We start from the raw sequence: 26,374 nt of genomic DNA, 5'->3' as shown, positions 1-26,374 counted from the left end.
TTTTATATAATTCATATTAAAAAACTAGAATTAAAAGTATAAAAATGTATAAAATAACAAAACTTTGTGGGACTAAAAAAAGCTATATTATCTTACCAGAAGATGAAAAACTAGAATCTTCTTTAATCTATTTTTGCAATAATTGCAAAAGAGAAACTAAAGAAAAAATTCTTTTATGTCATCCAAAAATCAAAGATGAAAAAAGTCCTAAATAAAAAGATTTTTTCTTTTTAAATAGCGATAGCTTTAACTTCATTTTTACCGATAAATTCTTTTGAATTGGCATCTTTAACAACTATTTTTGCTATTTTATCAGTCAAAATTGCAATATCTTTTGTTTGTGTAGCTATGGTTGCATTTTGTTGAGTTTGTCTATCCAAAAGATTAACAGCATCATTGATTTGTTCAATCCCTGTTAATTGCTCTTTACTTCCATTTCTAACATCAGAAATTAGATTAATAGTTTGAATAATATTTTCATTTAATTTTTCGTAACCTGTAATCATTACAGTTGCTATATCTTTACCTTGATTAGCCTTTTCTTTTGCATTTTCTACTAATTTTTTAATCTCTTGTGCAGCTTGAGCTGAACGATTTGCTAGATTCCGCACTTCTGCTGCAACAACTGCAAATCCTTTTCCTGCTTCACCAGCAGTTGCAGCTTCTACGGCTGCATTTAAAGAAAGAATATTTGTTTGAAATGCTATTTGATCAATTATTGAAATTGCTTCATTGATTGCATTAACTTGATTATTTATATCTTCCATCGCTCCTGTTGTTTGATATGCTAATTTTTCTCCATTTTTTGCAGATAAAGTTACATCATTTGCTAAATTTGCCATTTCTGATATATTTTGAGTTGTTGCTCGAATATTACTTGTTACTTCTTCTAAAGCAGCAGCCGTTTCTTCTAAACTTGTAGCAGCTTCATTTGATGAAGTATTAAGAATATTAACATTTTTCAATAATACATTTGAGCTATTTTCAAGGGTAAGTCCATTTTTCATATTTTCAATTAACATACTTGTAATTTCTTTACCTAATTTATTAACATTTTCTACTAAAAAGCCTAATTCTCCTTGTAAATTACTACTATTTGTTGTTTTTGTAAAATCATATTTAGCGTAACTATCAAGTGTTATTAAAACCGAATTAACATTTGAATTAAGTATTAATAACATGTCATTAAATACATTTCTTAATTCTAATAATTGTGGATTATTTGGATTTGAATCTATTTTACCATTGAGATTTCCTGCTTTTATTTGATTAGAAATAGTTACAAATTGAGATACAGTATTACTATCAGCAATAAGATCTAATTGAATTTTATCAATGTTTTCATTTACAATTTTTGCCATTATTCCAAATTCATCCATCTCTTTTATTTCAAGATGATTAACCGTATTTGTTTTTTGTGATAAGAAATCAAAAAAGTTTAAAATTCCTTTTTGAGTACTGCTAATTTTATTTCCAATAGTATTACTTACAAAATAAGCAAATAACACGGCAATAATCAAAATTAATATTGTAATTGAAATAGTTTTTACAAGTAAACTATTTAAAGCAGAGTTAATAAAACTAATATCAATATCTGCACCAATAAGATATATTTCACCATTTTTTGAAACTCGAGAAGACACCAATGTATAAAAATGTCCATATTTATCAACAGTTTCTTCTACAAATTGATGATTAGCTTTAAAACCATTTACAATTGCTTCACTAGCATCATATTCTGTCATAAATACATCATATTCTTTGTTTTTGAGTTCTTCATCTGTTGCACTTGAAATTACAGTATATATTTTATCTTCTTTTTTAGTCATCAAATAAACATATTGCAATCCAATATTTTTAGCAAATTTACTTAAATTATTTAAATGAATTTCATATTCATTTGAATCCATTGGAGTTTCAGAAGTATATTTATCAATAAAATCTTCACCTAAATATAAATCAGCTCCATTTATACCACTATTTAATCGATATTCAATAGAATCAAAAAAAGTTTGTTTTTGGCTAATATAAATAAAAAATCCAAAAAAGATACTCGCAAAAAATGCAACAAATAAAAGAGAAACAAATATTTTTTGTTTTACAGACAATAACATACACACTCCAAAAAATTAATGTACGATTATAACAAAGTAATTCTAATAGTTTGTTTATTATTTTTAAGAATATTTTAAGAGTAAAAGCATATAAAATAGACTTATTCAACGTGATAAATAGATTTTTATTGTTATTTTTTATAATTATTTACTTTAAAATAAAGGCATTAATCACTAATAATTCCAGAAATATTTTCTTATAAATAGTCTAAAAAAAAGAAAAAAAATAGATTTTTTGATTATTGTTAATCTATTTGCTATAATATATGTACTTAAAAAATAGATTTTATTTAAATATATTAAAAGGAAGGATTATTAATTTTGAAAAAAAGAAATCATATTAAAAAAATATCAAATTATGCAATGGTTGGTGGATTAGGTTCTCTTCTTGTTGTAGGACTTGTTGGATGTGGTGATAGTTCAAATGATAAAAATCAACAACAAAACCAAGGTCAAAATGATGCCTTTACAAATGCTAGTCAAAAACAAGGTGCATTTGTCGTTGTAGAAGAATCAGCAGATGGTAAATATAAAATTGCAGATGAATTTCCAGCTTCTAAAACTACTATTGTTTTAAGAAAACCTGATGGTAGTGAAAAAATATTAACTCAAGAAGAAATTGATAAATTAGTAAAAGAAGAAGAAGTAAAAATAGATTCAGGAACTTCACCTCTTACAAATCCAAATGCTGAAGTAAGTAGTGGAGGAATGGGACTTGGTGGAGTTTTATTATCTTCAATAGCAGGTGCAATGATTGGTTCTTGGCTCGGGAATAAACTATTTAATAATCAGAATTTCCAAAATCAAAGACAAACTCAATACAAATCACCGCAAACGTATAATAGATCACAAAGTTCATTTTCAAAAACAGCTGGAACATCAGGAACAAATAGTTCAGCTAATAAAAAAAGTGGATTCTTTGGGGGAAATAATAACTCAAATCCAGCAAAATCAACTTCATCAAGCTTTGGGAGTTAATATGCAATTAGAAAAACTAAAACCTCTAAGTGATGAATATTTAGAATCAATTGGCTTTGTTTGGCATACAGATAGTGACAATTCTTCTTATGTGAGTGATGAAATAGTTGTAATAAATGAAGATGAAGCAAATGCTTATTATGACGCTGCAAATGAATTATATGATATGTTTGCACAAGCTGGGCAGTATGTAATAGATAATGACTTATTTCATGATTTAAATATTCCTTTTAATTTAGTTGAAGTTATAAAAGAATCTTGGGAAAATGATGTTCACTGGCATTTATATTCAAGATTTGATTTAGCAGGTGGAATTGATGGAAAACCTATAAAACTTATAGAATTCAATGCAGATACGCCAACTTCACTTTTTGAAACTGCAATTATCCAATGGGCGATGTTAAAAGCTAATGGTTTAAACGAAGCTAGTCAATTTAATAATCTTTATGAAGCTTTAAAAGATAATTTTAAAAGAATTATAACCCTTGATTCTGATATTGAAAAATTTGAAGAACATTATCAAAATTTAGGCTGGAAAATACTTTTTTCTTCAATTTCAAGTTCAACAGAAGATATAAATACAACAAAACTTTTAGAACATATAGCAAATGAAGCTGGTTTCAATACTGATTTTGAATTTATAGAAAATGTACAATTTAGTGATGATGGTATTTTTAAAGATGACGAACTTTTTGAATTTTGGTTTAAACTGATTCCTTGGGAAAATATGGCTATTGAAGAAAATGAATTAGCCCTAGTTTTAACACAAATCATAAAAGATAAAAAAGCTATCATTTTTAATCCAGCTTATAGTTTATTATTCCAATCAAAAGGATTTATGAAAGTTTTATGGGATTTATACCCAAATCACCCTTTATTACTTGAAACTTCATTTGAACCTCTTGTAGGAAAAAAACATGTGGAAAAAAGATGTTTTGGAAGAGAAGGAGCTAATACAAAAATCATAAATGCAGATGGTTCAATTGATGAACAAACAGATGGCATTTATGAAGGACATAAAGCAATTTATCAAGAATATGTAGAATTTCCAAAAGATTCAAATGGAAACTCTTATCAAGCTGGAGTATTTTATGCCTATGAAGCTTGTGGATTAGGATTCAGAAGAGGTGGAAAAATCTTAAATAATATGTCAAAATTTGTAGGTCATATTATAAAATAATCAAAGGGCTTATTGTAATATCAATAAGCCCTTATAACTATAAAAAAAATCATTACACAAAAAAAATACAATTTATTGAAATAATATAAAAAATTAAAAGTAGGAAAATGAAAACAATAATATTAATAAGTACAATTTGTATAAGTTTATTTAGTTGGGACTTCAACTACAATGAACTTACAGAAAATGAAACAAAATTAACAGATAAACTTATAAAAATAGGTGAACCACATGGTTTAGGGCTAGAACTAGCTGCAATTGGAATAGTTGAAACTAGATTAGGAAAATATGAATCAAATAATAATTCTATTTGTGGAATACATCAAATTAATACAAATATAGCCATGAAAAGAATTGGAAGTAATGGTGATAAAAGCAAATTATGTAATGAATTAAATACAAATAAAAATCTTAGTTCAATTTTTGCACTAAATGAGTTGATTTATTGGAAAAAGTACACTAGAAACAATATTAAAAAGATGATTATGAATTATAACTCAGGATTTGAAAAATCTAGTCATAGTGATGAATATTTAAGAAGATTTATGATTGTTTACAAAGAATTGAAAAAAGAAAAAGTATTACATGGATAGTTTTTTTTAATAAGTAAACTTAAAATATCATCTAAAAGAGCTTTACATTTTAATTATTTCATATCTGTAATTTAGATAATTTTCATCCTGAAATATTTTTATTGCTGAAATTTTAAATATTTTACTATCAGGAGCTATAAATCTTAATTTTGTATTTTCTATATCCAATGCATTTTCATCTACATATCTCTTAAATCTTCCATAATAAGACAATACTTTTTCTTGATTAATACTTTGCTCAATTTGCCAGTTTTTACATTGAATTAATATTGTTTCATTTTCTTTCTTTGCAATTAAATCTATTCCATAGTCAATTCTACCCTCTAATACACCATGTAAGATTACTTCATAACCTTTTTAAATATATTTTTTTGCAACAAAAACTTCATAATCTAAACCTTTTTTTTTATTAATAAAATTCTTTAATTCTTTTTATAATTGATTTATCTTATTCTTTAGATTTTCATTTTCTTTTTTGAGTTGTTCCTTTTCAAATTCATCTGCAAAAGATTCTTTTTTTATCATATGCTGTTTTTTGTCTTCATTTTTTTCTTTTAATTTCTTTCCCAATTTATATATAAATATTTTAATTAGTCCTAAAAAAATTAAAATAATAGAAAAATACCAAAAATATTTCAATAAGTCTTTTATTTCAATCATTTTATTCCTTCTAATTATATTTTATACAAAGGTGTTTACATTTTTTTAATAAATAATTATATAATTAATTTAGTTAACAAATGCTTTTTTGGGGTTATTTGTAAGTATTTGCGTAATTAGTAGGTAAACCAATAAGCCGCGTTTTGTTTTTAAGACAATAATTTATCTAGCTACTAAATTGCTTTAGTAGTCTTGCGAAGACCAAAGTTGTGAAGTAAATACCTAGTCTTCTTGCTGCAGGTTGGGTTTACAAAGCACTTAAGATTGCTCAAAAGTCTGGTAGGCTCTTACCCCACCGTTTCACCATCACCGAAAAATCGGCTGTCTATTCTCTGTTGCACTATCCCTTAGGTTACCCTAGCCATTGTTTAAATGGAACCACACTTCACAGCAGCCCGGACTTTCCTCTTGATTTTATTCAAGCTATTGTCTGGTTTACCTGTGCGTATTATAGCTATAATTTCTTAAAATCTATTTTCTTATAACATCATAGTGTTCTGGCACAGTGAACTTAAAAATTTCATCTGAAATTTCACCATTTTGAACTACATTAGAAAATTTAATTTCAACATCATTTTCAAGTTTATCTTTGTATTTAATATAACTGATTTTATCATCACTTTTTGAAGTTTTAATTAAATAATCAACATCTTCAATATTTGTAATATAACTATTATCATTCATTTTTTTTGAACTATTTAGAAGTTTGATGATATTTATCTCACTTTCTAATTGAGTAAAAATTGCTTGTTCTAACTCTGGTTCATCAACAATTGCAAAATCATTGTTAATATATACATTTTTCACAACTGGTGTTTTGTATTTCCATAAAATTTTTCCACTTTTTTTAATAAAAACTTCACCCTTATATTCAATTATATTTTGCGAACTAGATGTGATTAATTGGGAAAAACTTGCTTTAAAACTGTCTAAATCTCTAATATCATTTGAAGCTATACAAGATAAACAAAACAGTGTTGTAGCAATTATCAATTTATAAAACATATTTTAACCTTTTTTTTTATATAATCTTGGCGATTATAACGAAAAGGAACTAATTTTATGTTAAATGTTTTTTCAAAAATTTTTGGTACAAGAAACGATAGAGAAGTAAAACTATACAAAAAGAAAGCTCAAGAGATAACTGCTCTTGAAAGTAAGTATGAAAACTTAAGTGATGAAGAGTTACAAGGTGAATTTAATAAATTAAAAGAACTTGTACAAAAAGAAGAAAAATCATTAAATGATATATTAATGCAGTCTTTTGCAATTACTAGAGAAGCTAGTAAAAGAGTTTTAAATATGAGACCTTATGATGTTCAACTTATTGGTGCAATGGTTTTACATGAAGGAAGAATTGCTGAAATGAAAACAGGTGAAGGGAAAACACTTGTTGGATCACTTGCAGTTGCTTTAAATGCCTTAAGTGGAAATGGTGTACATGTTGTTACAGTTAATGATTATCTTGCTAGCAGAGATTCAAATGAATTAAAGCCCTTATATAATTTTTTAGGATTTAGTGTTGGTGCAGTTGTTGGTGGATTAAGAAATGATCAAGAAAGACGAGAACAATATACTTGTGATATTACTTATGGAACAAACAATGAATTTGGATTTGATTATTTAAGAGATAATATGAATTATGATATTAGTGAAAAAGTTCAAAGAGGACACAACTTTGTAATTGTAGATGAAGTTGACTCAATTTTAATTGATGAAGCAAGAACTCCTTTAATTATTTCAGGACCAACAAATCACAAAAATTCAAACTATGTAAGAGCTAATGAAATTGCTCTAAAATTAGAAAGAGGTCAATTAATAGAACCTAAAAACGCTAGTGATAAACCAACAACTACTGGTGATTTTATTGTTGATGAAAAAAATAAATCAGTATTATTGACAGAGCAAGGTCATGAAAATGCCGAAAATTTATTTGGTGTAGATAATCTTTATTCTATTGAAAATGCAATGCTTTCTCATAGTTTAGATCAAGCTTTAAAAGCAAACTTTATTTTTGAAAAAGATGTTGATTATGTTGTAAAAGATAATACAGTAATTATTGTTGATGAATTTACAGGAAGATTAAGTGAAGGAAGAAGATTTAGTGAAGGATTACACCAAGCTTTAGAAGCAAAAGAAGGTGTTGCAATTCAAGATGAATCACAAACTTTAGCAGATATTACGTTCCAAAATTATTTTAGAATGTATAAAAAGTTAGCTGGTATGACAGGAACTGCTCAAACAGAAGCTACAGAATTTGCAGAAATTTATAGACTAGATGTTGTATCAATTCCTACAAATGTTCCTGTTCAAAGAATTGATAAAAATGATTTAATTTATAAAAGTGAAAAAGAAAAATTTGAAGCTGTTTGTAACAGAATCAAACAACTACACGAAAAAGGTCAGCCTGTTTTAGTAGGAACTGCATCTATTGAAAAATCAGAAAAACTACATGCAATTTTAGTTAGTAAAAAGATTCCTCATACAGTTTTAAATGCAAAGCAACATGAAAAAGAAGGAAAAATCATAGCAGATGCTGGACAAAAAGGTGCTGTTACGATTGCTACAAATATGGCAGGACGTGGGGTTGATATTAAACTTTCTCAAGAAATTTTAGATCTTGGTGGATTAGCAATAATTGGAACCGAAAGACATGAATCTAGAAGAATTGATAACCAATTAAGGGGACGTGCTGGACGACAAGGAGATGTTGGTGAATCTCAATTTTATTTATCTTTAGAAGACAATCTTTTAAGAATTTTTGGAAGTGATAAAATCAAAGGAATTATGGAAAGACTAGGTATTGAAGAAGGTGAACATATCGAATCTAGAATGGTTACTCGTGCAGTTGAAAATGCTCAGAAAAAAGTAGAATCAATGCATTTTGAATCAAGAAAACACCTACTTGAATATGATGATGTTGCAAATGAGCAAAGAAAAGTAATTTATTCATTTAGAAATGATTTATTAAAACCTGATTTTGATATTGAATCAAAACTTACTGAAAATAGACTTGAATATGTACAGAATCTATTATCAAATGCAAATATCATAAAAGGGATGCCTAGCGAAGATTTTGATTATGAATTTATAAAAATAAAATTTGAAGAAGAACTAAGATTACTTGTAGATATTGAAGATATGAAAAGTGATTCTTACGAAGATTTAGAAACAAATTTAAATTCATTTTTAGAAGAAGTTTATAATAGAAAAATGTCAATGGCTGCAACTGAACAAAAAAGTGAAATTGAAAGAATTCTTTATTTACAGATTTTAGATAATGCATGGAGAGAACATTTATATTCAATGGATACATTAAAAACTGGAATCGGTCTAAGAGGATATAATCAAAAAGATCCATTGGTTGAATATAAAAAAGAATCTTATAATATGTTTATTGAATTAATTGCAAATATTAAAAATGAAATTATCAAAATATTATTTACAATTCAACTTCAAAGTCATGAAGATAAACAAAAAGAGCAAGAAGCAATTGCAAGAATGAAAGAACAAATGGAAGAAGCAACTGAACATATTACTACAAATATTGCACAAGAAGCAGTAAGAAATAGTGATAAAAAAATTGCAAGAAATGAAACTTGTCCTTGTGGAAGTGGCTTGAAATTTAAACAATGTTGTGGAAAAAGCGGACCTAAAAAAGGTTTAGCGGCAGGAATCTAAATTTGAATAAAGAATTAGTAAATTTTATTGTAAAAAAATATTTAAGATTTGATAAAAAAAATCCATTTATTTCTATAAGTGCTATTTTAGCATTTATAGGTGTTTCTATTGGTGTTATGGTTTTAATACTTTCTATGGCTATTATGAATGGTACAGCAAAAGAGTTTGAGAAAAAACTTTTTACTATGAATTATCCTTTAACAATTCATCCAAAACTTAGTACTATTTCTTTGGATCAAGAATTGTTAAATAAACTTCAAAAAGAGTTCCCACATTTAAAATTTTCTCCATTTATTTCATCTCAAGCAATTATTCAAAGTGGAGATACAATGAGTGGAGGTATGATTTTTGGAGTAATTCCTGAAAAAGAAGCTTTAATTAATCCTGTTTATAAAGAAGCTTTAGGAAATTTAAATCTTGATAAATTTGATATTATCACAGGTTCTGGAATATCTGACAAACTGTTTTTAAATCCTGGGGCTAAAACTACTTTATATTTTACAGAATTAAACCCAACTGGTTTTTCTATGATGCCAAAAATGAAAAGATTTACCTTTGCAAACTCTTTTACATCTGGACTTAATGCCTATGATAAAGCTTATATGTATACTTCTTTAGAGTCTTTACAAACTCTATTAAAAAAAGAAGAAGGTACATTTGATGGAATTCATGTTCATTCAGATGATGCATTTACTGATATAGAAAAATTAAGAACTTATCTAGGAAACAAAGCCTCTGTTGTGGGATGGTGGCAACAAAATGGTAATTTCTTTGCTGCAATGAAAATGGAAAAAACTGCTTTATTTATTGTATTAATGCTTATTATACTTGTTGCTTCGTTGAATATTATTTCATCTTTATTAATGACTGTAATGAGTAGAAGAAAAGAGATTGCCCTACTTTTATCAATGGGAGCAACAAGTAAAGAAATCAAATCAATATTCCTAAGAGTTGGAACAATTATAGGATTTTCAGGAATTATAACAGGAATTGTTTTAGGATTTTTTGGATATTGGTTATTGGATAACTTTGATATTGTAACTCTTCCTGCAGATGTTTATGGAAGTGCTAAATTACCACTTGATTTAGCAATGAGTGATTTTGTTTCTATTATTATTGGTGCAGTTATTATTGTACTTATCTCTTCTTATTATCCAGCTTCTAAAGCTACTAATATTGATGTAATTGATGTTTTAAGAAATGAATAAAATAAGCCTTTTATCTTAAGGGCTTATTTATTTGGTTTTTTTTGATTTCTTCATCCTCTAATGTATCTATTCCTCTTATAAAATCAAAAATCATAGATGGTGAATTGAATATTCTTTTACCTATATTCATAGGTATATTTATCGTATCTTTAGTAAGATTTGTTGATATTTCAGGATTGTCTAAACTACCTTTTAAATTAACTTCTGTTTCAACTCTATTATTGTTTCCCAATAAAACATAATTTACCACAGGAATCATTCCAACTATTTTTGAATAATCTTTAAAAAATATAAGTTTAATATTTGAATCAATAGTAAAATTTTTTAAATCAACTATTCCACTTCCATCAAAATCGATACCATTTCCAACTGTAATTAATTTTTTAATATATAATAACTCTGCATCTTTATCATAATTAAAATCTATCGTACCATCAATAATATTATATGCCAAAAGATTAAACCCTGAGTTTGTAGCCATTCCAACAACAGCTGGAATAGCTAATAAAGGATTTATAAGCGCAGGTGAAGTTTGAATAAATAATAAAAGATTATTCAGTATGGTTAAACCCTCAACATTACTATTTTCAATTATAAACTTTCCATTTAGATTATTTTTATAACCGCTTGCATAAAACATCAAATTTCCGCCATTAAAAATATGTTTACCTAAAATTGCATTTACAAATTCATCACTAACATTATTTGAAAAAATATCTATTTTTTTATCTTTTGATTCTTTAAATGTAATGCTCGTTTCTTTATAATCCAAACTAATAAACTTACTATCTTCTCTAATTCTAACTACAAAATCATCTGCTAAAAGTTTATTTGTTTCATTATAAAGGATGATTGAATTTTTACCTTTTATATCAACTTTTTTATATTTAATTTTTTCAATTTTTTCACTATCAGCACTTGTATAATGTAAATTATAACCATCTACATACAAAGAAACTGAATCATTCTTTAATTCTAAAACTAAATCTTGATTTTTTGTTTTAATAGAAGTTATGTCATCTTTTATACTTCCAATTAGAGTTAATTTTTCAATTTTATCGTTATTTTTTTTAATTGGTAAAGTAAGATCTTTAACATCAGCTTCAAAATCAATGCCACTATTTTTTATAGAAATTTTTGCATTTTCTAAATAATAAATATCTGCATCCATTTTTAATTTAGTGTTAAATAAGTTTATAATTATTTCTTGTTTTAAATTACCTTTTTCTATTTTTTTATTATCTAAAATAACATCTAAATTTTGTAAATATATATTTAATTTATCATCAATTTCAATTTTAATATTTCCATCTTTTGAAGAAATATTTGTTTTTCCATTTTCTATTTTTCCGTTAATTTCTAAAGAATCAATATTTCTTTCATCTTTTTGAATTGGCAAATTCATACCTTTTATTAAAGCTTCAAAACTGATATTTTTTTCATCTTTTATTTGTAAAGCAATATGTCCTTCTTTAATTGAATTATCTTTTAAAAGTTTTGAATATGGATAAATTTTTGATAAATCATTGATATTAACATATATTAAATCAGAAACCTTTATATGTGTTCCTAAATCTTTTAATGAAATATTAACTTCATTATTAAAATCCAAATCAATTGCTGTTTTTTTATCTTTTATTTCAACAAAACTTTCATTTTCATCTTTTATTAAAAAAGATTTTATTGTAGCATCACCTTGAGATTTTAAAGTTTTTGTATCAAGAACAAGATTTAGTGTTGCATTAATCATATCTTTATATTTAAAATCACTATTTTTTATTTTTATAAGGGAATCATCTAAAATAACTTCTGCATTTTTGCTCTCAAATTCAAAATCATTTATACGCATTTGAGCATCATTTAAGAAAAATTCACCATATGTTGACATCTTTTTTGACTCTTCGTAAGGAAATTTCATAAGTAATGAAGCTTGGGTATTCCCACTTTTTTGGGTAATTGGAAGAGTTATATCATAAGCTTTTAATATGTCTAAAATATCTTTATCTAATTTGCTATTAGTTTTTAAAAAAACATCAACTTGTCCATTTTTTTCGCTAGTTAAATTATGAATTGTTACAAAACTTCCATCTAAACTTTTTTCTTTAAACATTGGTTCTATTAAATCAAAATGTAATCTATCTTTATAAAAAGATATATCTAAACTTTTTGTATTTACAACATCAACATTATTATGAAATCTAATTTTTGCATCTTTTATTTGTGCTCTACCACTAATTGAATCTTCAATTATATGATTATTTTCTAAATCATATTCTGCATATAATCCTTCAATTTTTATATCACCTTGTACATTATCATACATCCATGATTCAGCAATAGGATCTAAATGTAAAAAATTTTTAAGAAATTTCAAACTTTTAAAAGGCTGACTTACCAAATAAAATTTAGCTATTTTTTTATTCATTTCTACATTGATATTACTTTGTAAATTTTCATAATAAAAATTTCCATAATAATTTAATTTTTCATTAAAATAATCAATTTTAACTTTTCCATCAAATAAAAAATCTAGGTCTTTTAGATACAAAGAATAGAGTTCGAATACCACTTGATTCGATATTTTGTCAATTTTTGAAGCAATGTTTATATATTTATTATCTAAATATAAAATCTCATCATTTAAAATTATTTCAAACTCATTATCATCTATTTTTAATTTATTTATTTTTATTTTTTGGAAAAAATTTAAAACTTTCGGAAGCAATTCAATACTGTTTTTTAACTCTTCAAAAGAGTTGCTTGTCTTTGCTTTTTCTGATTTATATTCGATATAATCAATATCTAAAATAAGTTTTTTATCAATTTTAATATAGAATTGCGAAACAAAAATATTTGAAAAAGAAAAAGAGTCTATTTTTATGCCTGAATACAAAAATGAAAAAAGTGAAATTATTATTAAAAAGAAAAAGAGAAAAATAGGTTTAATCATCTTCAACATTATTGATTTTGTCCTTGTTTGTTTGATTGCTGTATTATTTTATGTAACGATGCCGATTAATTCAACGAAAATATTATTCATTCCTAAAGGCAGTACTAGTCATATTATATCATACTTAAATAAAAATGGCTTTGAGATGGGCATTGTTGACGAATTAGTAATAAAATCATTAGGTTATGTTCAAAGTGGTTGGATAGATATTAATCAAAATAGATTAACCAGAATGGATTTTATTTATAAATTAATTACGTCAAAGGCTGCACTTAAAAATATTACTTTAATTCCTGGAGAAACTTATTATGTTTTCCTAAAAAGGTTGGCATTAGAATTTAATTTATCAGAAGAAAAATTAACTGAGTTATATAATCAATATGCTTATAAAGCTGATGGAAATATATTGGCAGAGACTTATTCTTTACCACTTGGAATGAGAGAAGATTATATGATTTTTTATCTATTTTCTCAAACAAATAAAAAATATGAAGAATTCTCTAAAAAAATATTTGGATATTATGATAAAAGAAAATGGTTCAATTATTTAAGTTTGGCTTCTGTTATACAAAAAGAAGCAGCAACAACAAATGAAATGCCTATTGTTTCAAGTGTTGTACATAATAGACTTAAAAAAGGTATGAAACTTCAAATGGATGGAACTTTAAACTATGGTATATATTCAAATGAAGTAGTTACAGCAGAAAGAATTAGAGATGATAATACTACTTACAACACTTACAAAATAGTTGGTCTTCCAAAAGATCCAGTTTGTGCAGTAAGTTTAGAAGCTATTAAAGCAGCAATTTTTCCTGTAAAAAGTGATTATTTGTATTTTGTAAGAGAAAATAAAACTGGACTTCATAAATTTGCAGTAACTTTTGAAACACATCAAGCAAATATAAGAGCAAATATTGGTGTTGAAAAAACTTATACAAAAGAAAAAGTGGATGAAACACAAATTGATGCTGAAGCTGAAAATATTATGAAAACTGATATTACAAAACAAAAACCCGTATCTATTAAAGACTTATTTAATAATATAAACTAAAACTTGTGAAAATTTGAAACAATCAAATTTTCACATTCCAAATATATGGAACTTTCAATTTCCTAAAATTCAAATCTAGCTATCATACTGCTAACATTAAAATTCAAATTTAGGAAACAATATGTCAAAAATCATTTACACAAAAGTTGATGAAGCGCCAGCTTTAGCAACATACTCTTTCTTACCAATCATTAAAGCTTTCACAAAAAGTTCTGGTATTGAAATGGTTACAAAAGATATTTCACTAGCTGGAAGAATTTTAGCTAACTTCCCTGAAAACTTAAAAGAAGACCAAAAAATCAGTGATGATTTAGCTGAACTTGGAGCATTAACTCAAGATCCAGCAGCTAATATAATTAAATTACCAAATGTTTCGGCATCTGTTCCTCAATTAAAAGCTGCAATTGCAGAATTACAAGCAAAAGGTTACAATATACCAAATTTTGATGCTAGTGAAGAAATCACAGCTAGATATTCTAAAATCACTGGTTCAGCTGTAAATCCAGTATTAAGAGAAGGAAACTCTGACAGACGTGCTCCAAGTGCTGTTAAAAACTATGCAAAAGCTAACCCTCATAGAATGGGAAAATGGTCAAAAGATTCTAAAACTGATGTTGCTTGCATGGATTCAGGAGATTTTTATGGTTCTGAAGTATCTAAAACTTTTGATGAAGCAAATGATTTAAAAATATCTTTCTTTGATGCAAAAGGTACAGAAACTGTATTAAAAGCATCTACAAAAGTTCTTGCTGGTGAGATTATTGATGCAACTACATTAAGTGCAAAAGCATTACAAGAATTCTATGCAAAAGCAATTGAAAGAGCTAAAAAAGAAGATGTATTATTATCTCTACACTTAAAAGCTACAATGATGAAAAACTCTGATCCAATTATGTTTGGATTTGCAGTAAAAGTATATTTCAAAGATTTAATTGCTAAACACGCTGCATTATTTGTTGAAATGGGTGTTAATTTCAACAATGGTTTAGGTGATTTATACGCAAAATTAGAAACTTTAGATGCAGCTAAAAAAGCTGAAATCGAAGCTGATATTGCTGCAGTTTATGCAAAACAACCAAGACTTGCAATGGTAAACTCTGCAAAAGGAATTACTAACTTACATGTACCATCTGATGTTATTATTGATGCTTCTATGCCTGCTATGATTAAAGGTGGTGGGAAAATGTGGAATGCTGAAGATAAAGAAGAAGATACAATTGCAATGATTCCAGATAGAGCATATGCTGGAAGTTTCAAAGCTGTTATTGATGATTGTAAAAAAAATGGAGCATTAGATGTTACAACTATTGGAACTGTTCCAAATGTTGGATTAATGGCTCAAAAAGCTGAAGAGTACGGTTCACATGACAAAACTTTCCAAGCAAAAGAAAATGGACAAATCAAAGTTATTGATAAAGATGGAAATGCAGTATTTACTTTTGATGTTGAAGCTGGTGATATTTTCAGAATGTGTCAAACAAAAGATGCTCCAATTCAAGACTGGATTAAATTAGCAGTTTCAAGATCAAGATTATCTAATACTCCTGCAATTTTCTGGTTAGATAAAAATAGAGCTCACGATGCTCAAATGATTGCAAAAGTAAATAAATATTTACCAAATCACGATACAACTGGTTTAGATATTACAATTATGTCTCCTGTTGATGCAACTTTAAAATCTTTAGAAAGAATGAGAGCAGGACTTGACACTATTTCTGTAACTGGAAATATTTTAAGAGATTATAACACTGACTTATTCCCAATTTTAGAATTAGGAACATCTGCAAAAATGTTATCAATCGTTCCATTAATGCAAGGTGGAGGATTATTTGAAACTGGTGCTGGTGGATCTGCTCCTAAACACGTTCAACAATTTGCTGAAGAAGCTTATTTAAGATGGGATTCATTAGGTGAATTTATGGCATTAGCTGCTTCATTTGACCATTTAGCAAATACTCAAGGTAACAAAAAAGCAAAAGTTTTAGCTGATACTTTAGATAGAGCAACTGGAACATTCTTAATCAATGATAAATCTCCAGCTAGAAAAATTGGTGATATTGATAATAGAGGTTCACACTTCTTCTTAGCTATGTACTGGGCGCAAGAATTAGCTGCTCAAGATGTAGATGCTGAATTAAAAGCTGAATTTACTCCAATTGCTAAAGCTATGACTGAAAACGAAGCAAAAATCGTAAAAGAATTAGCTGATGCTCAAGGTAAAGCTGTTGATATGGGTGGATACTACTTACCAGACGATGTTAAAACATCTGCTGCTATGAGACCATCTGCTACATTAAATGCAATTATCGGATAATTTTATCTACTTAAAAAGGGAAGATTTTTTCTTCTCTTTTTCTTAACTTTCCTCTCAAATATAAAACTTTCCCCAATTAAAAATAAAAGCTAAGAGCTAAACTGTTATAATCTCTAATAAAAATATATTAAATTATAAAAAAGGAAAAATCATGAAACAAATATTTGAAGTTCTAAATGTAAAATGTGGTGGTTGTGCAAGTACACTTACAAAATCACTAAAAGAAGAGTTTGGAGAAGTTGAAGTAAATCTTGATGTAATGCCTAGACAAATTACACTTGACGTAAAAGATGAGCAAAAAGAAGCATTAAAACTAAAACTAAGAAGTTTAGGTTATCCCCTTTCAACTGATGAATTAAGTGGTTTACAAAAAGCAACAACAACAGCAAAAAGTTTTGTTTCTTGTGCTATTGGAAAAATGAATAGCTAATAAATAATATTACTAATTTATTTTTTACTAAATTTTAGATAGAATTGCGCCCTTTACGGACAAAAAACTAATAAAAATTTAGGTTGAAAATATGAAAGTAGTTACAGGCGTAGTTGGTAACGATATACATGTGGTTGCAAATAGACTTATTGATATATCACTACAAGCAAGAGGATTTGAAGTATTTAATTTAGGTGTTAATACATACCTAGAAGAGTTTATTGATGCAGTTATTGAAACAAATGCTGACGTTTTACTTATTTCTTCACTAAATGGTGAAGCTGAAGGATGGTGTAGAGATTTACCAATATTAAAATCAAAATACAAAAATTTAAAAGATGTTGTATTTATGTTAGGTGGAAACTTAGCTGTTGGTGAAGGTGATGCTAGCGTTATTGTACCAAAGTTCAAAAACTACGGATTTGATTTAGTTTTCCACCAAGTTGATTTAAATACAGGACTTGATGAATTAGAAAAATACTTGAAGGAGAAAAAATGAGTTTACTTCAAGAAGAAAGAAATATCATTGTTCAAAATAAATACGCAGATAATTTTGATTTTGCAGAGATTGAAGAGTTTATAAAAGGCGCTTCTAAAAACCTATTTATTTCACACCATTTTAAAAACAAAAAAAAGATGTTAGTTCAGCCACGTGGTGGATTTCCTACTTATAAAAAAATGTTTTCACTTTATGAGTTTTTTGTTGATGCAAATGTAGATGTATTGCCTTGTACAATTGATTCAAATACAAGATTAAATGACTACGCAACAAGTGCAAAAATGCTAAAACTTTCAGAAGAAAATGAAGTTGATATGTTAAATGGTTACCCACTTGTAAATCATGGATATAGAACATCTAGAAAAATGATGACTCACTTTGATAAACCAATTTCATTGAGACATGGAACTCCAGATGCTAGGCTTTTAATTGAGACAGCATTGGCTTCTGGAATTTTTGAAATTGAAGGTGGTCCAATTACTTACCTTTTACCCTACTCTAAAAACTTTCCATTAGATAAAGCGTTTATGTATTGGAAATATGTAGAAAGAATTTGTGCAAACTACTCAAAATTAAATGAACCAATAAATAGAGAATCTTTTGGTCCATTAACAGCAACATTAGTGCCACCTTGTATTACTATTGTTATTCAAATTTGTGAAATGCTTTTATCACTTGAAGAGGGAGTTAAATCATTCTCTGTTTCATTTTCACAAACAGGTTCTATGATTCAAGATATTGTAACTGCAAATGTTTTAAGAAAAATGGCAAAACACTATGCAGAACAAATTGGTTGTGGTGATGCAATGATAAATCTTGTATATCATCAATGGATGGGAGCATTTCCATCAAATAAAGATTTTTCAGAATCACTAATCAACACTTCAACTGTAATTGCTTCAATGGTGCGAGCAGATAAAATCATCACAAAAACAAGAGATGAAGCTTTTGGTATTCCTACACGTGAATCAAATGCAAAAACTGTTGCAAATACACAATATACATTAAGAATGTTACAAGGTATTCCAAATATTTCAGATGAACAAGAAGAAGAGATAGTAACTAGTGAAGTAATGTCAATTATGGAAGCTGTATTTAATGACAAAGCTGACACTTTATGGAGAAAAGTATTTAACTCTATTAAATCAGGAATTATCGATGTTCCATACTCTCCACATATTATTAACCATAATGAAGTTGTAACTGTAAGAGATAAAAATAAAAACATTAGAATCATCAAAAAAGGAAATCTTCCAATTAGTGATAGATGTTTTGAATATGAAAAAGCTCAATGTGACTTAAACAAAGATGCTTCATCAATAGTAAATGATATTATCCATGATATAGGAATTATGCAATGAGCCAAAATAAATTATTAATAGATGTTGGAAGTACATATTTTAAAGTTTGTGCTAACAACCAAGTTGAGCAACATTTTAGGGATTTTAATAAAGATATTTATGATGATTTATTATCAAAATGTTCTGATACTATCTCAAAATTTAAAAAAGATGAAGTATTTATTTGTTCATCTGCAAATGGTGGATTAACAACTTTAATTATTGGAATTACTAACTCTTTTTCACTAAAATTTGCTACAAATATTGCATATAATTCTGGAATAAATATTATTAATACAGTTTTATATCAAGATATTGAAACTACATCAATTCCAAGTGATTTAATTGATGTGGTAATTGTTGTTGGTGGAATTAATAGTGTAAATAATGTATTTGATGAAAAATTATTTAACTATTTAGGAAATTTAAGATTTTCAAATATCGTATTTGCTGGATCTTGTCAAGATGCTGAATTTTTAAAAGATAATATTCAAAATTTAGTAGTTGTTGAAAATATCATAAACAACAAACTTCATGTTGTTGAAGAGCCTTTAAAAAACTATTTGACAAACCTTTATCAAGCTGATATTGAAGGAAAAGAAGATATTAAACATCTATATGATTTAACTTCAAATCAAATATTCTCAACTCCATATATCGTAAATAAAACTTTACCTTTTATAGATAGTAAATTTGCAGTTGTAAATCCATTTATTTTAATAGATATTGGTGGAGCGACAACTGATATTCACTACTCTAAAGATTTATCTGATGATAATATGGTAACTGAAAATGAATATGATAGATTAGTTTTCAAAAAACTTGGTGTTTTTAAATCAAAAGAGTCTTTAATATTTGCAGCTAAAAACAATGAATTTGTTTATGAATTATTAGCTCACTTAAAAGTTACAGAAAATATTTTTAATGAAGATTCACCAAAATCATTAAGAATTTTAATGCAATTAGCAATTTTTTTAGTTTTATACAAAGTTAGTGAAGCTCATCCTTTATATATAAAATTAAAGTTAAATCTACTAAAATCTATTGTATTAACAGGTGGAATTACAAAAGTGCTTAGTTTTGATGAGTCTGTTGATATTATTTCATTTTTTTATAAAAAAATTTTAAATTCAGATATTCATCCATCAATTATCATGGATTCAAATTACGATATTTGGACACTAGGTATTACACAACAATAAGGGGAAAACAATGTCAATAAATTGTATTAGAACATTAATAGAAGATGCAAATATCTCAAACCCACAAAAATTAGCATTAGTTTTTGGAAATGAAAAACTAACTTACAGTGAACTTTTTGCTAAAGTAAATCAAATCGCTTATTATTTAAGTGAACTTGATTTACCAAAAGGTAGCAGAATTGGTGTTTATTCAAATAAAGGAATAGACCAAGTTATAGCAATTTTGGCAATTCTTTCAACAAATTATGTTTTAGTTCCACTAACAAAACTATTAAAACCAGAACAGGTTGAATATATAATAAGTGATTGTGATATAAAATGTATCATTACTGATAAAATTAAACTTGAATCAATCGAAGAAATTAAATTCAACGGTCATATTATCTCTTATGAAACGAGCCATAAAGATTTACCATCTTTTGAGGAAATTTATAAATACTATAACAAACCATATTTTTGTGATGTAAATGGACATGATAATGCTGTTATTACTTATTCTTTTGGTTTAAGTGGAAAACCAAATGGTATTGTAATTTCTCATAGAAATTTAATAGATTCAGCACGTGTTGTTTCTCAATACTTAAAATTAGAACAAGATGATGTTATTTCAGGACTTTTAGTATTTAATCTTGATTATGGATTAAATCAAATCTTTTGTTCACTTTATAAAAGAGCAACAATAGCACTTCACAGATTTGTATTACCAAATGATTTTTTTAATCATATTATAAACGACAAAATTACGGTTCTGCCAATAATGCCAATAAACATAACAGAAATGTTTGATGAAGATAGACTTCCAAGTGCAGAGTTGTTAAAAAATGTGAGAATTATCACTTCTTCTGGTGGAAATGTAACTGCAAAAATGATAGCTGATATTGAAAAATATTTTACTAATGCAAAATTTTTCTCAATGCATGGATTAACAGAAGCGTTTAGATCAACTTATCTTGACCCAGCTCAGCTTAAAATAAGACCTGAATCTATTGGAAAAGCAATTCCTGATGTTGAACTTTATGTAATTGATGAAAATGGAAGTGAATGTCCTCCTCGAGTTGTAGGAGAATTAATCCATAGAGGTGGATATATTTATAAAGGTTTTTGGAATGCTCCTCAAGTAACTGAACAAAGGTTTAAATCAATCAAAATCTTAGAAAATGTGATTAACCTTGAAGGTCAATTAAGCGATGAAATTGTTGTAAAAACAGGTGATTATGTTTATAAAGATGAAGAAGGATATTTTTATTTTGTTTCAAGACACGATGATATGATTAAAACAAGAGGATTTAGGGTAAATCCTTATGAAATCGAATCAGTTGTGGAAAGAGAAATAAAAGATATTGAAAAATGTGCTGTTTTTTCAATTCAAAATGAAGAAATTGAAGAAGAGATAGTTTTAGTTTATAGTGCAAAATCAGAGTTAAGCGCTAGTGAAATTTTATTTGAATTAAAAAATCATTTAGCTTCATATATGATCCCTTCAAAAATTATTTATAAAAAATCTTTGCCTTTAATTCCTTCTGATAAAAATAAAATAAATAAAGAAGAGTTAAAAAAAGAGCTTACTTCTAAGTAAAATAAATCAAAAGAGAGTAACCAAAAGGTTATTTTCTTTAAAATATTAGATATATTGATTGAAGTCAATAGATTCTAATTAATTTTTCATTATAATTAAAATAACAAAATAAAAAGGATTGTCTATGAAAAAAATTGTTATTGCTTCGTTATTAACTGCATGTGTTGCTTTTGCTGGGTCTTATGATAAATGTGTTGTTTGTCATGGTGCAAATGGTGAAAAAGCTGCATTAGGAAAATCAAAAGTTATCAAAGATATGTCTAAAGCTGACTTTGTTGCTGCACTTAAAGGTTATCAAAATGGAACTTATGGTGGAGCTCAAAAAGGATTAATGGTAGGTCAAGTTAAAGATATGAACGAAGCTACTATGAATGAAATTGCGGACTTAATCATAAAATAATTTAAAACTTCGATAACTAGAATAAAATCTAGTTATTGAAAAATCTTGCTATTTCTAATTTCAACTAATATATTTTCCAATTCTTCTTTCTCTTTTAATAATTGTTCAATTAAAATATCTTTTTGATTTTCATTGATAGTTGTATTTTTTTGTTCTAATATCTTTCCTAAATAAAATTCAAAGCAAGCATTTTTAATAGAATAATCAACCTTTAAACATTCAAGAGTCATTTGAGGTTTATCTTCTCCTAAGCCATTTGTCAAAATTATTCTTTCAAATTGTTTGATTTTATATGTTAATTTATTATCAATAATTATAGGTTCAAGTAACTCTTTTTTCCAATAATTTGTATTTTCTTTTTCTAAAATTTTAATTTTTTTCAATAAAATATCATCAAATAAATCTTTACTAATAGAGAACTTATACATGATTTTCCTCAAAATAATTTATTTACTATAACTATTAATTGCTAAAAAAAACATTCTAAAATTTTAAGAATAAATTCTTTACCCATAAAATGATACAATCATAAAAAATTTATTTTATAGGATAAAAATGATTATAAATTACAAACAATTTTTATTTCTTTGTATTTCAACTTTACTATTTACAGCATGTTCTATAAAAGAGCCAATTGTTCAAACAAAAAATAGTGATATAGAAATTTTAGCAAAAACAGCAAATGATGACTCTTTTAATTCTTTATTAATTACAAAAGATTTTTTTGATAAATATTTCAAACCTTGGAACTCAACAAAAGTATCTTTTCCTAAAATAGAAGCTATGTGGGGACAATCTTATAAAAATAAAAAAGTTTATCTGGAAAATCATCAATTAGCTACTACTTCTTGGTTTGATAAACAAATAGAAAATTCAAATTTTGATAATTATAATACTTTGGCAAAAAAAGCAATTACTTTAAAAAATGTAAATATCAGAGTTATTCCAACAAATTCACCTATGTTTTATGACCCAACACAACCAGGAGAAGGTTTTCCATTTGATTACAATCAAAACTCTTCAATCAAAATCAATACTCCAATAATAGTTTCTCATTTATCAAAAGATAGAGCTTGGGCTTACATAGAATCAAGTACTGTTGGAGGTTGGATTGAAATAGGAACTATTGCTTTTGTAGATGATAATTTTATTCAAGAATTTAAAACTTCAAACTATTTTATTTCAGTAAAAGAAAAATTTCCAATTTATGACCCAATTTTTAGAGAATACATAAAAGTAGCTACAATTTTTCCTAAAAAAAACAATAAATTTATAATTGCAAAAAAAGATGATAATCAAAATGCTCTTATTTCATATATTACTCTAAATAATGATGAAGTTGAAGCTATGCCCCTTGTATTTAATTCTGAAAATAGAATCAAAATAGCCAAACAATTAATAGATGAACCTTATGGTTGGGGTGGATTATTAAATAATAGAGATTGTTCTAGTTTTACGCAAGATTATTTTGCAACTTTTGGAAAATTCTTACATAGAAACTCGAAAGCTCAACTTTCAAATGGAAAATATCTTGATATGTCGAACTTATCGAACGATGAAAAAAAAGAATTCATGAAAAAAAATGGTGTTCCTTTTTCAACTTTAGTATATTTAAAGGGTCATATAATGCTTTATATTGGAGTTAAAGAAAATGAACCTCTAGTTTTTCACAATATTTGGAGTGTAAGATTAAAAGATAATGATGGAAAAAAATATAGACATATTATTGGAAAAGCTACAATAACTACATTAGAGCCAGGAAAAGATATAAAAGATTTTGATGAAGATACAAATATATTAAATAGAATTCAAGGAATCGTTATTTTATAAGCTTTTTTTAAAGCTTATAAAATAAATTTTATCTCTTATTTTGTTCCAATGGATTAAATAACAAAGAATCAATAATTTGATTTTTAAACTTCATATCCTCAAGCTGTTGAGATAAAAAGATATTCTCTTCTTGTAATGAAATATAGTGGGCATATAATCTATTTATATCTTTACTTGTATAATAAATATTACTTCTTAAATATATTTTAGGAAAATACAAAAATAGCGCAATAATCAACAATACGAAAACCATAAATAATGAATTACTAGCATTTAACTTAGTCAAATTTAAAAATCCTTAATTTTGAACTTCTGCTTCTTGGATTTTGTTTTATTTCAAGTGCCGTTGGAATTATAGGTTTTTTTGTTATAATTTTTCCTAAAGCGTGATTATTTCCACATTCGCATCTAAAAATACCCTCAGGGCAAATACAAGATTTTGTCCATTTTTTAAAATAATTCTTTACAATCCTATCTTCTAAAGAGTGAAAAGAAATAATTGCCACTATACAATTTTTTAATTTTGCTTTTTCTAAAGAATCAAAAAGTCTTTCTAATACACCTAATTCGTCATTTACTTCTATTCTAATTCCTTGAAAAGGAAGAGTTGCTGGATGAATTTTACCCTTTGACATCTTTTTTGATAAAAGTTCTGAAATTTGTTTGGCACTAGCAAAAGGTCTATTATTTACAATTAATGATGCAACTTTTTTATATTCTCTGACTTCTCCACAATCTTTGAAAACTCTTTCTAATTCTGCTTGAGAATAAGTATTTACAACCGTTGCTGCATCTAAACTTTGATTTTGATTCATTCTCATATCTAAAGTATCACTTTCAAAACCAAAACCACGTTCAAGTTTATCAAGTTGTAAAGAAGAAACCCCAATATCTGCTAAAACACCTCTTATCTCATAATCTTTAAAACTATCAATAACATGTTCAAAATTACCTTTATTAAAAATTACTCTTTGTTTATATGGTTCTAACCTATTTTTACTGAACTCTAAAGCTTCATCATCTTGATCATTACAAATTAGTTTAATATTCTTATTTGAAGCTAATAATCCACTACTATGACCTGCAAATCCTGTTGTACAATCTATTATATATCCATCATCTATATTATCAAAAGCTCCTAATGTCTCTTTATATAAAACAGGGATATGGGGAATATTCATTAAAACGGTCCTTATTTAAATTAGTATATAATATCCAAAATATATTTAAGGCTTTTAAAATGATTGATAAAGATACAGTAAAGTTACTTTCAGATTTGTCATTAACAATGTTTAGTAAAAACTTTTTTGGTATTTATCATGGTGCAATTTCTGCAAAATTAGATCAATACAATTTTACAATAAATACAAGTGATGCTATTTTTGACAAAATGGATGAAAAATCACTTTGTACTCTAAACATAAATAAACAAGATTATAGATGGAATATAGCAAGTATAGAATCTCATATTCACGCTACAATCTACGCAAATATACATGAAGCAAAATATATAGCTTTTGGAATGCCTATTTATACAACCGCTTATACTTTTGAACATGACAAAATCATTTTTGAAGATTTCTTTGGAAAAACTACGTTTGGAGAAATTTCAATTTACAATCCAGGTGATTTTGAGACTTGGTATAAAAGAAATGCTTTAGAAATTACAAAATACTTAAAAGAGTCTCAAAATAACATAATGATAATAAAAGGAATTGGTACTTATGTCTATGATCGAGATGTTCATGAGCTTGTAAAAAAGATTGCTATTTTAGAAAATTCTTGTCGACTTTTAAGTATTAAAAGCTCTTTTGAATAGGAAAACTCCCTTTTTGGTTATTTTTAACTATAAATATTTACGAAATGCCCTAATTTTAGCTATTTTAAAGCTTAAATACTATAAAGTTTTCACAATTTAATTTTATACAAGGAGTTCATCCATGAACAAAGCAGAATTTATCGACGCAGTTGCTGCAAAAGCTGGTTTATCAAAAAAAGATGCAAAAGGTGCAGTTGACGCTGTATTAGATACTATTACAGAAACATTAGTAAAAAAAGAGTCTGTAAGCTTTATTGGATTTGGAACATTCGCAACTGCTGATAGAGCAGCAAGAACAGCTAAAGTTCCAGGAACTGATAAAACTGTTAATGTTGCAGCTACAACTGTTGCTAAATTTAAAGTTGGAAAAGCTTTAAAAGAAGCTGTAGCAGCTAAATAATTTTTTATAAAAGGCTTTCTAGCCTTTTATAGCTTCAAGCCCGTGTGGAGAAATTGGTAAACTCAGTTGATTCAAAATCAACCGCTTAACGGCTTGTCGGTTCGAGTCCGACCACGGGCACCACTAATAGATTTATTTTACTCTCAAGA

Annotated in this window: 24 protein-coding genes, 1 tRNA gene, 1 other RNA gene and 1 pseudogene; 18 read left to right on the top strand and 9 right to left on the bottom strand. The window is 26.7% G+C overall.

The genetic code is table 11. The annotated features are described in order from the left end of the window. Positions 1-44 precede the first annotated feature (44 nt). Entirely contained in the window at positions 45-215 is a 171-nt protein-coding gene (locus tag ASUIS_RS13690; RefSeq protein WP_153801676.1) for a hypothetical protein, read from the top strand. Positions 216-230: 15 nt separating this feature from the next. Here the strand turns inward: ASUIS_RS13690 and ASUIS_RS13995 are convergent. Further along, a pseudogene (locus tag ASUIS_RS13995) lies at positions 231-824 on the bottom strand (methyl-accepting chemotaxis protein); the annotation flags it as partial. Between the two features lie 1,611 nt (positions 825-2,435). Here ASUIS_RS13995 and ASUIS_RS06540 point away from each other — a divergent pair. The 3 genes from ASUIS_RS06540 to ASUIS_RS06530 all read left to right on the top strand — a co-directional run bounded on the left by ASUIS_RS06540 (position 2,436) and on the right by ASUIS_RS06530 (position 4,865). Further along, on the top strand, positions 2,436-3,092 hold the full coding sequence (locus tag ASUIS_RS06540) for a UPF0323 family lipoprotein (RefSeq protein WP_118886266.1): 657 nt from the start codon (positions 2,436-2,438) through the stop codon (positions 3,090-3,092). A 1-nt stretch (position 3,093) separates the two neighbouring features. Beyond that, positions 3,094-4,272, top strand: coding sequence for a glutathionylspermidine synthase family protein (locus ASUIS_RS06535; RefSeq protein WP_118886265.1), 1,179 nt, complete (start codon positions 3,094-3,096; stop codon positions 4,270-4,272). Positions 4,273-4,379: 107 nt separating this feature from the next. Then, positions 4,380-4,865, top strand: a complete 486-nt coding sequence (locus ASUIS_RS06530; protein WP_118886264.1) for a hypothetical protein — start codon at positions 4,380-4,382, stop codon at positions 4,863-4,865. Between the two features lie 42 nt (positions 4,866-4,907). On the opposite strand, the gene ASUIS_RS13930 is transcribed toward ASUIS_RS06530, so the two are convergent. From ASUIS_RS13930 to lolA, 4 genes are all read right to left on the bottom strand, one after another. Then, positions 4,908-5,180 (bottom strand): restriction endonuclease, encoded by a 273-nt coding sequence (locus ASUIS_RS13930; RefSeq protein ID WP_226800011.1) that lies wholly within the window; start codon positions 5,178-5,180, stop codon positions 4,908-4,910. Positions 5,181-5,297: 117 nt separating this feature from the next. Beyond that, on the bottom strand, positions 5,298-5,525 hold the full coding sequence (locus ASUIS_RS06520) for a hypothetical protein (RefSeq protein ID WP_118886262.1): 228 nt from the start codon (positions 5,523-5,525) through the stop codon (positions 5,298-5,300). Positions 5,526-5,641: 116 nt separating this feature from the next. Further along, an RNA gene (rnpB, locus tag ASUIS_RS06515) (RNase P RNA component class A) lies at positions 5,642-5,967 on the bottom strand. Positions 5,968-5,996: 29 nt separating this feature from the next. Next, positions 5,997-6,530 (bottom strand): LolA-like outer membrane lipoprotein chaperone, encoded by a 534-nt coding sequence (lolA, locus tag ASUIS_RS06510; protein ID WP_118886261.1) that lies wholly within the window; start codon positions 6,528-6,530, stop codon positions 5,997-5,999. Between the two features lie 57 nt (positions 6,531-6,587). On the opposite strand from lolA, the gene secA reads away from it, so the two are divergent. Beyond that, on the top strand, positions 6,588-9,206 hold the full coding sequence (gene secA / locus ASUIS_RS06505; protein WP_118886260.1) for a preprotein translocase subunit SecA: 2,619 nt from the start codon (positions 6,588-6,590) through the stop codon (positions 9,204-9,206). A gap of 2 nt (positions 9,207-9,208) precedes the next feature. Next, on the top strand, positions 9,209-10,414 hold the full coding sequence (locus tag ASUIS_RS06500; protein ID WP_118886259.1) for an ABC transporter permease: 1,206 nt from the start codon (positions 9,209-9,211) through the stop codon (positions 10,412-10,414). A gap of 10 nt (positions 10,415-10,424) precedes the next feature. Here ASUIS_RS06500 and ASUIS_RS06495 read toward each other — a convergent pair whose 3' ends face one another. Then, complete coding sequence (locus tag ASUIS_RS06495) at positions 10,425-13,373, bottom strand: YhdP family protein (protein ID WP_118886258.1); 2,949 nt, start codon at positions 13,371-13,373, stop codon at positions 10,425-10,427. On the opposite strand from ASUIS_RS06495, the gene mltG reads away from it, so the two are divergent. From mltG to ASUIS_RS06455, 8 genes are all read left to right on the top strand, one after another. After that, the gene (gene mltG / locus ASUIS_RS06490) at positions 13,294-14,415 is read left to right on the top strand and encodes an endolytic transglycosylase MltG (protein WP_118886257.1); all 1,122 of its coding nucleotides are present in this window, start codon (positions 13,294-13,296) and stop codon (positions 14,413-14,415) included. The genes ASUIS_RS06495 and mltG overlap by 80 nt on opposite strands. A 121-nt stretch (positions 14,416-14,536) precedes the next feature. Continuing rightward, positions 14,537-16,729: an NADP-dependent isocitrate dehydrogenase gene (locus ASUIS_RS06485; protein ID WP_118886256.1), complete on the top strand. Its 2,193-nt coding sequence runs from the start codon at positions 14,537-14,539 to the stop codon at positions 16,727-16,729. Positions 16,730-16,880: 151 nt separating this feature from the next. Further along, entirely contained in the window at positions 16,881-17,159 is a 279-nt protein-coding gene (locus ASUIS_RS06480) for a heavy-metal-associated domain-containing protein (RefSeq protein WP_118886255.1), read from the top strand. A gap of 91 nt (positions 17,160-17,250) precedes the next feature. Continuing rightward, positions 17,251-17,658, top strand: a complete 408-nt coding sequence (gene glmS / locus ASUIS_RS06475) for a methylaspartate mutase subunit S (RefSeq protein WP_118886254.1) — start codon at positions 17,251-17,253, stop codon at positions 17,656-17,658. Further along, positions 17,655-19,019 (top strand): methylaspartate mutase, encoded by a 1,365-nt coding sequence (locus ASUIS_RS06470; protein ID WP_118886253.1) that lies wholly within the window; start codon positions 17,655-17,657, stop codon positions 19,017-19,019. The genes glmS and ASUIS_RS06470 overlap by 4 nt, the downstream gene beginning before the upstream one ends. Continuing rightward, a complete protein-coding gene (locus ASUIS_RS06465; protein ID WP_118886252.1) occupies positions 19,016-20,200 on the top strand; it encodes a glutamate mutase L in 1,185 nt (394 codons plus the stop codon). The genes ASUIS_RS06470 and ASUIS_RS06465 overlap by 4 nt, the downstream gene beginning before the upstream one ends. A 10-nt stretch (positions 20,201-20,210) precedes the next feature. Next, entirely contained in the window at positions 20,211-21,776 is a 1,566-nt protein-coding gene (locus ASUIS_RS06460; RefSeq protein WP_118886251.1) for an AMP-binding protein, read from the top strand. A gap of 124 nt (positions 21,777-21,900) precedes the next feature. After that, positions 21,901-22,176: a c-type cytochrome gene (locus tag ASUIS_RS06455; RefSeq protein WP_118886250.1), complete on the top strand. Its 276-nt coding sequence runs from the start codon at positions 21,901-21,903 to the stop codon at positions 22,174-22,176. Positions 22,177-22,208: 32 nt separating this feature from the next. Here the strand turns inward: ASUIS_RS06455 and ASUIS_RS06450 are convergent, their stop codons facing one another. After that, positions 22,209-22,604 carry a hypothetical protein gene (locus tag ASUIS_RS06450; RefSeq protein ID WP_118886249.1) on the bottom strand — a complete coding sequence of 132 codons (396 nt, stop codon included), beginning with the start codon at positions 22,602-22,604 and terminating at the stop codon, positions 22,209-22,211. Positions 22,605-22,731: 127 nt separating this feature from the next. On the opposite strand from ASUIS_RS06450, the gene ASUIS_RS06445 reads away from it, so the two are divergent. Beyond that, entirely contained in the window at positions 22,732-24,006 is a 1,275-nt protein-coding gene (locus ASUIS_RS06445; protein ID WP_192894471.1) for a C40 family peptidase, read from the top strand. 28 nt (positions 24,007-24,034) lie between these two features. Here the strand turns inward: ASUIS_RS06445 and ASUIS_RS06440 are convergent, their stop codons facing one another. Further along, positions 24,035-24,292, bottom strand: a complete 258-nt coding sequence (locus tag ASUIS_RS06440; protein WP_118886248.1) for a hypothetical protein — start codon at positions 24,290-24,292, stop codon at positions 24,035-24,037. Then, entirely contained in the window at positions 24,285-25,187 is a 903-nt protein-coding gene (gene rsmH / locus ASUIS_RS06435) for a 16S rRNA (cytosine(1402)-N(4))-methyltransferase RsmH (protein WP_118886247.1), read from the bottom strand. Before rsmH ends, ASUIS_RS06440 begins: the two co-directional genes overlap by 8 nt. 59 nt (positions 25,188-25,246) lie before the next feature. Between rsmH and ASUIS_RS06430 the strand changes: the two genes are divergently transcribed. From ASUIS_RS06430 to ASUIS_RS06420, 3 genes are all read left to right on the top strand, one after another. Next, a complete protein-coding gene (locus ASUIS_RS06430) occupies positions 25,247-25,825 on the top strand; it encodes a class II aldolase and adducin N-terminal domain-containing protein (RefSeq protein WP_118886246.1) in 579 nt (192 codons plus the stop codon). Between the two features lie 121 nt (positions 25,826-25,946). Continuing rightward, the gene (locus tag ASUIS_RS06425; protein ID WP_118886245.1) at positions 25,947-26,225 is read left to right on the top strand and encodes an HU family DNA-binding protein; all 279 of its coding nucleotides are present in this window, start codon (positions 25,947-25,949) and stop codon (positions 26,223-26,225) included. A gap of 38 nt (positions 26,226-26,263) precedes the next feature. Then, positions 26,264-26,348: transfer RNA gene (locus ASUIS_RS06420), tRNA-Leu, on the top strand. Positions 26,349-26,374 lie beyond the last annotated feature (26 nt).

This window comes from Arcobacter suis CECT 7833 (assembly GCF_003544815.1).
GTDB lineage: Bacteria > Campylobacterota > Campylobacteria > Campylobacterales > Arcobacteraceae > Aliarcobacter > Aliarcobacter suis.
The sequence above is the reverse complement of the archived record's forward strand: the minus strand, read 5'-3'. Positions and strand labels throughout refer to the sequence as shown.

Coding starts and splice junctions, on each gene's coding strand:
- glmS (WP_118886254.1), top strand. CDS start 17,251: ATGAAAGTAGTTACAGGCGTAGTTGGTAACGATATACATGTGGTTGCA.
- ASUIS_RS06450 (WP_118886249.1), bottom strand. CDS start 22,604: ATGTATAAGTTCTCTATTAGTAAAGATTTATTTGATGATATTTTATTG.
- ASUIS_RS06460 (WP_118886251.1), top strand. CDS start 20,211: ATGTCAATAAATTGTATTAGAACATTAATAGAAGATGCAAATATCTCA.
- ASUIS_RS06465 (WP_118886252.1), top strand. CDS start 19,016: ATGAGCCAAAATAAATTATTAATAGATGTTGGAAGTACATATTTTAAA.
- rsmH (WP_118886247.1), bottom strand. CDS start 25,187: ATGAATATTCCCCATATCCCTGTTTTATATAAAGAGACATTAGGAGCT.
- ASUIS_RS06430 (WP_118886246.1), top strand. CDS start 25,247: ATGATTGATAAAGATACAGTAAAGTTACTTTCAGATTTGTCATTAACA.
- ASUIS_RS13690 (WP_153801676.1), top strand. CDS start 45: ATGTATAAAATAACAAAACTTTGTGGGACTAAAAAAAGCTATATTATC.
- ASUIS_RS06530 (WP_118886264.1), top strand. CDS start 4,380: ATGAAAACAATAATATTAATAAGTACAATTTGTATAAGTTTATTTAGT.
- ASUIS_RS06485 (WP_118886256.1), top strand. CDS start 14,537: ATGTCAAAAATCATTTACACAAAAGTTGATGAAGCGCCAGCTTTAGCA.
- secA (WP_118886260.1), top strand. CDS start 6,588: ATGTTAAATGTTTTTTCAAAAATTTTTGGTACAAGAAACGATAGAGAA.
- lolA (WP_118886261.1), bottom strand. CDS start 6,530: ATGTTTTATAAATTGATAATTGCTACAACACTGTTTTGTTTATCTTGT.
- ASUIS_RS06470 (WP_118886253.1), top strand. CDS start 17,655: ATGAGTTTACTTCAAGAAGAAAGAAATATCATTGTTCAAAATAAATAC.
- mltG (WP_118886257.1), top strand. CDS start 13,294: ATGCCTGAATACAAAAATGAAAAAAGTGAAATTATTATTAAAAAGAAA.
- ASUIS_RS06535 (WP_118886265.1), top strand. CDS start 3,094: ATGCAATTAGAAAAACTAAAACCTCTAAGTGATGAATATTTAGAATCA.
- ASUIS_RS06495 (WP_118886258.1), bottom strand. CDS start 13,373: ATGTTGAAGATGATTAAACCTATTTTTCTCTTTTTCTTTTTAATAATA.
- ASUIS_RS06445 (WP_192894471.1), top strand. CDS start 22,732: ATGATTATAAATTACAAACAATTTTTATTTCTTTGTATTTCAACTTTA.
- ASUIS_RS06455 (WP_118886250.1), top strand. CDS start 21,901: ATGAAAAAAATTGTTATTGCTTCGTTATTAACTGCATGTGTTGCTTTT.
- ASUIS_RS06425 (WP_118886245.1), top strand. CDS start 25,947: ATGAACAAAGCAGAATTTATCGACGCAGTTGCTGCAAAAGCTGGTTTA.
- ASUIS_RS06480 (WP_118886255.1), top strand. CDS start 16,881: ATGAAACAAATATTTGAAGTTCTAAATGTAAAATGTGGTGGTTGTGCA.
- ASUIS_RS06520 (WP_118886262.1), bottom strand. CDS start 5,525: ATGATTGAAATAAAAGACTTATTGAAATATTTTTGGTATTTTTCTATT.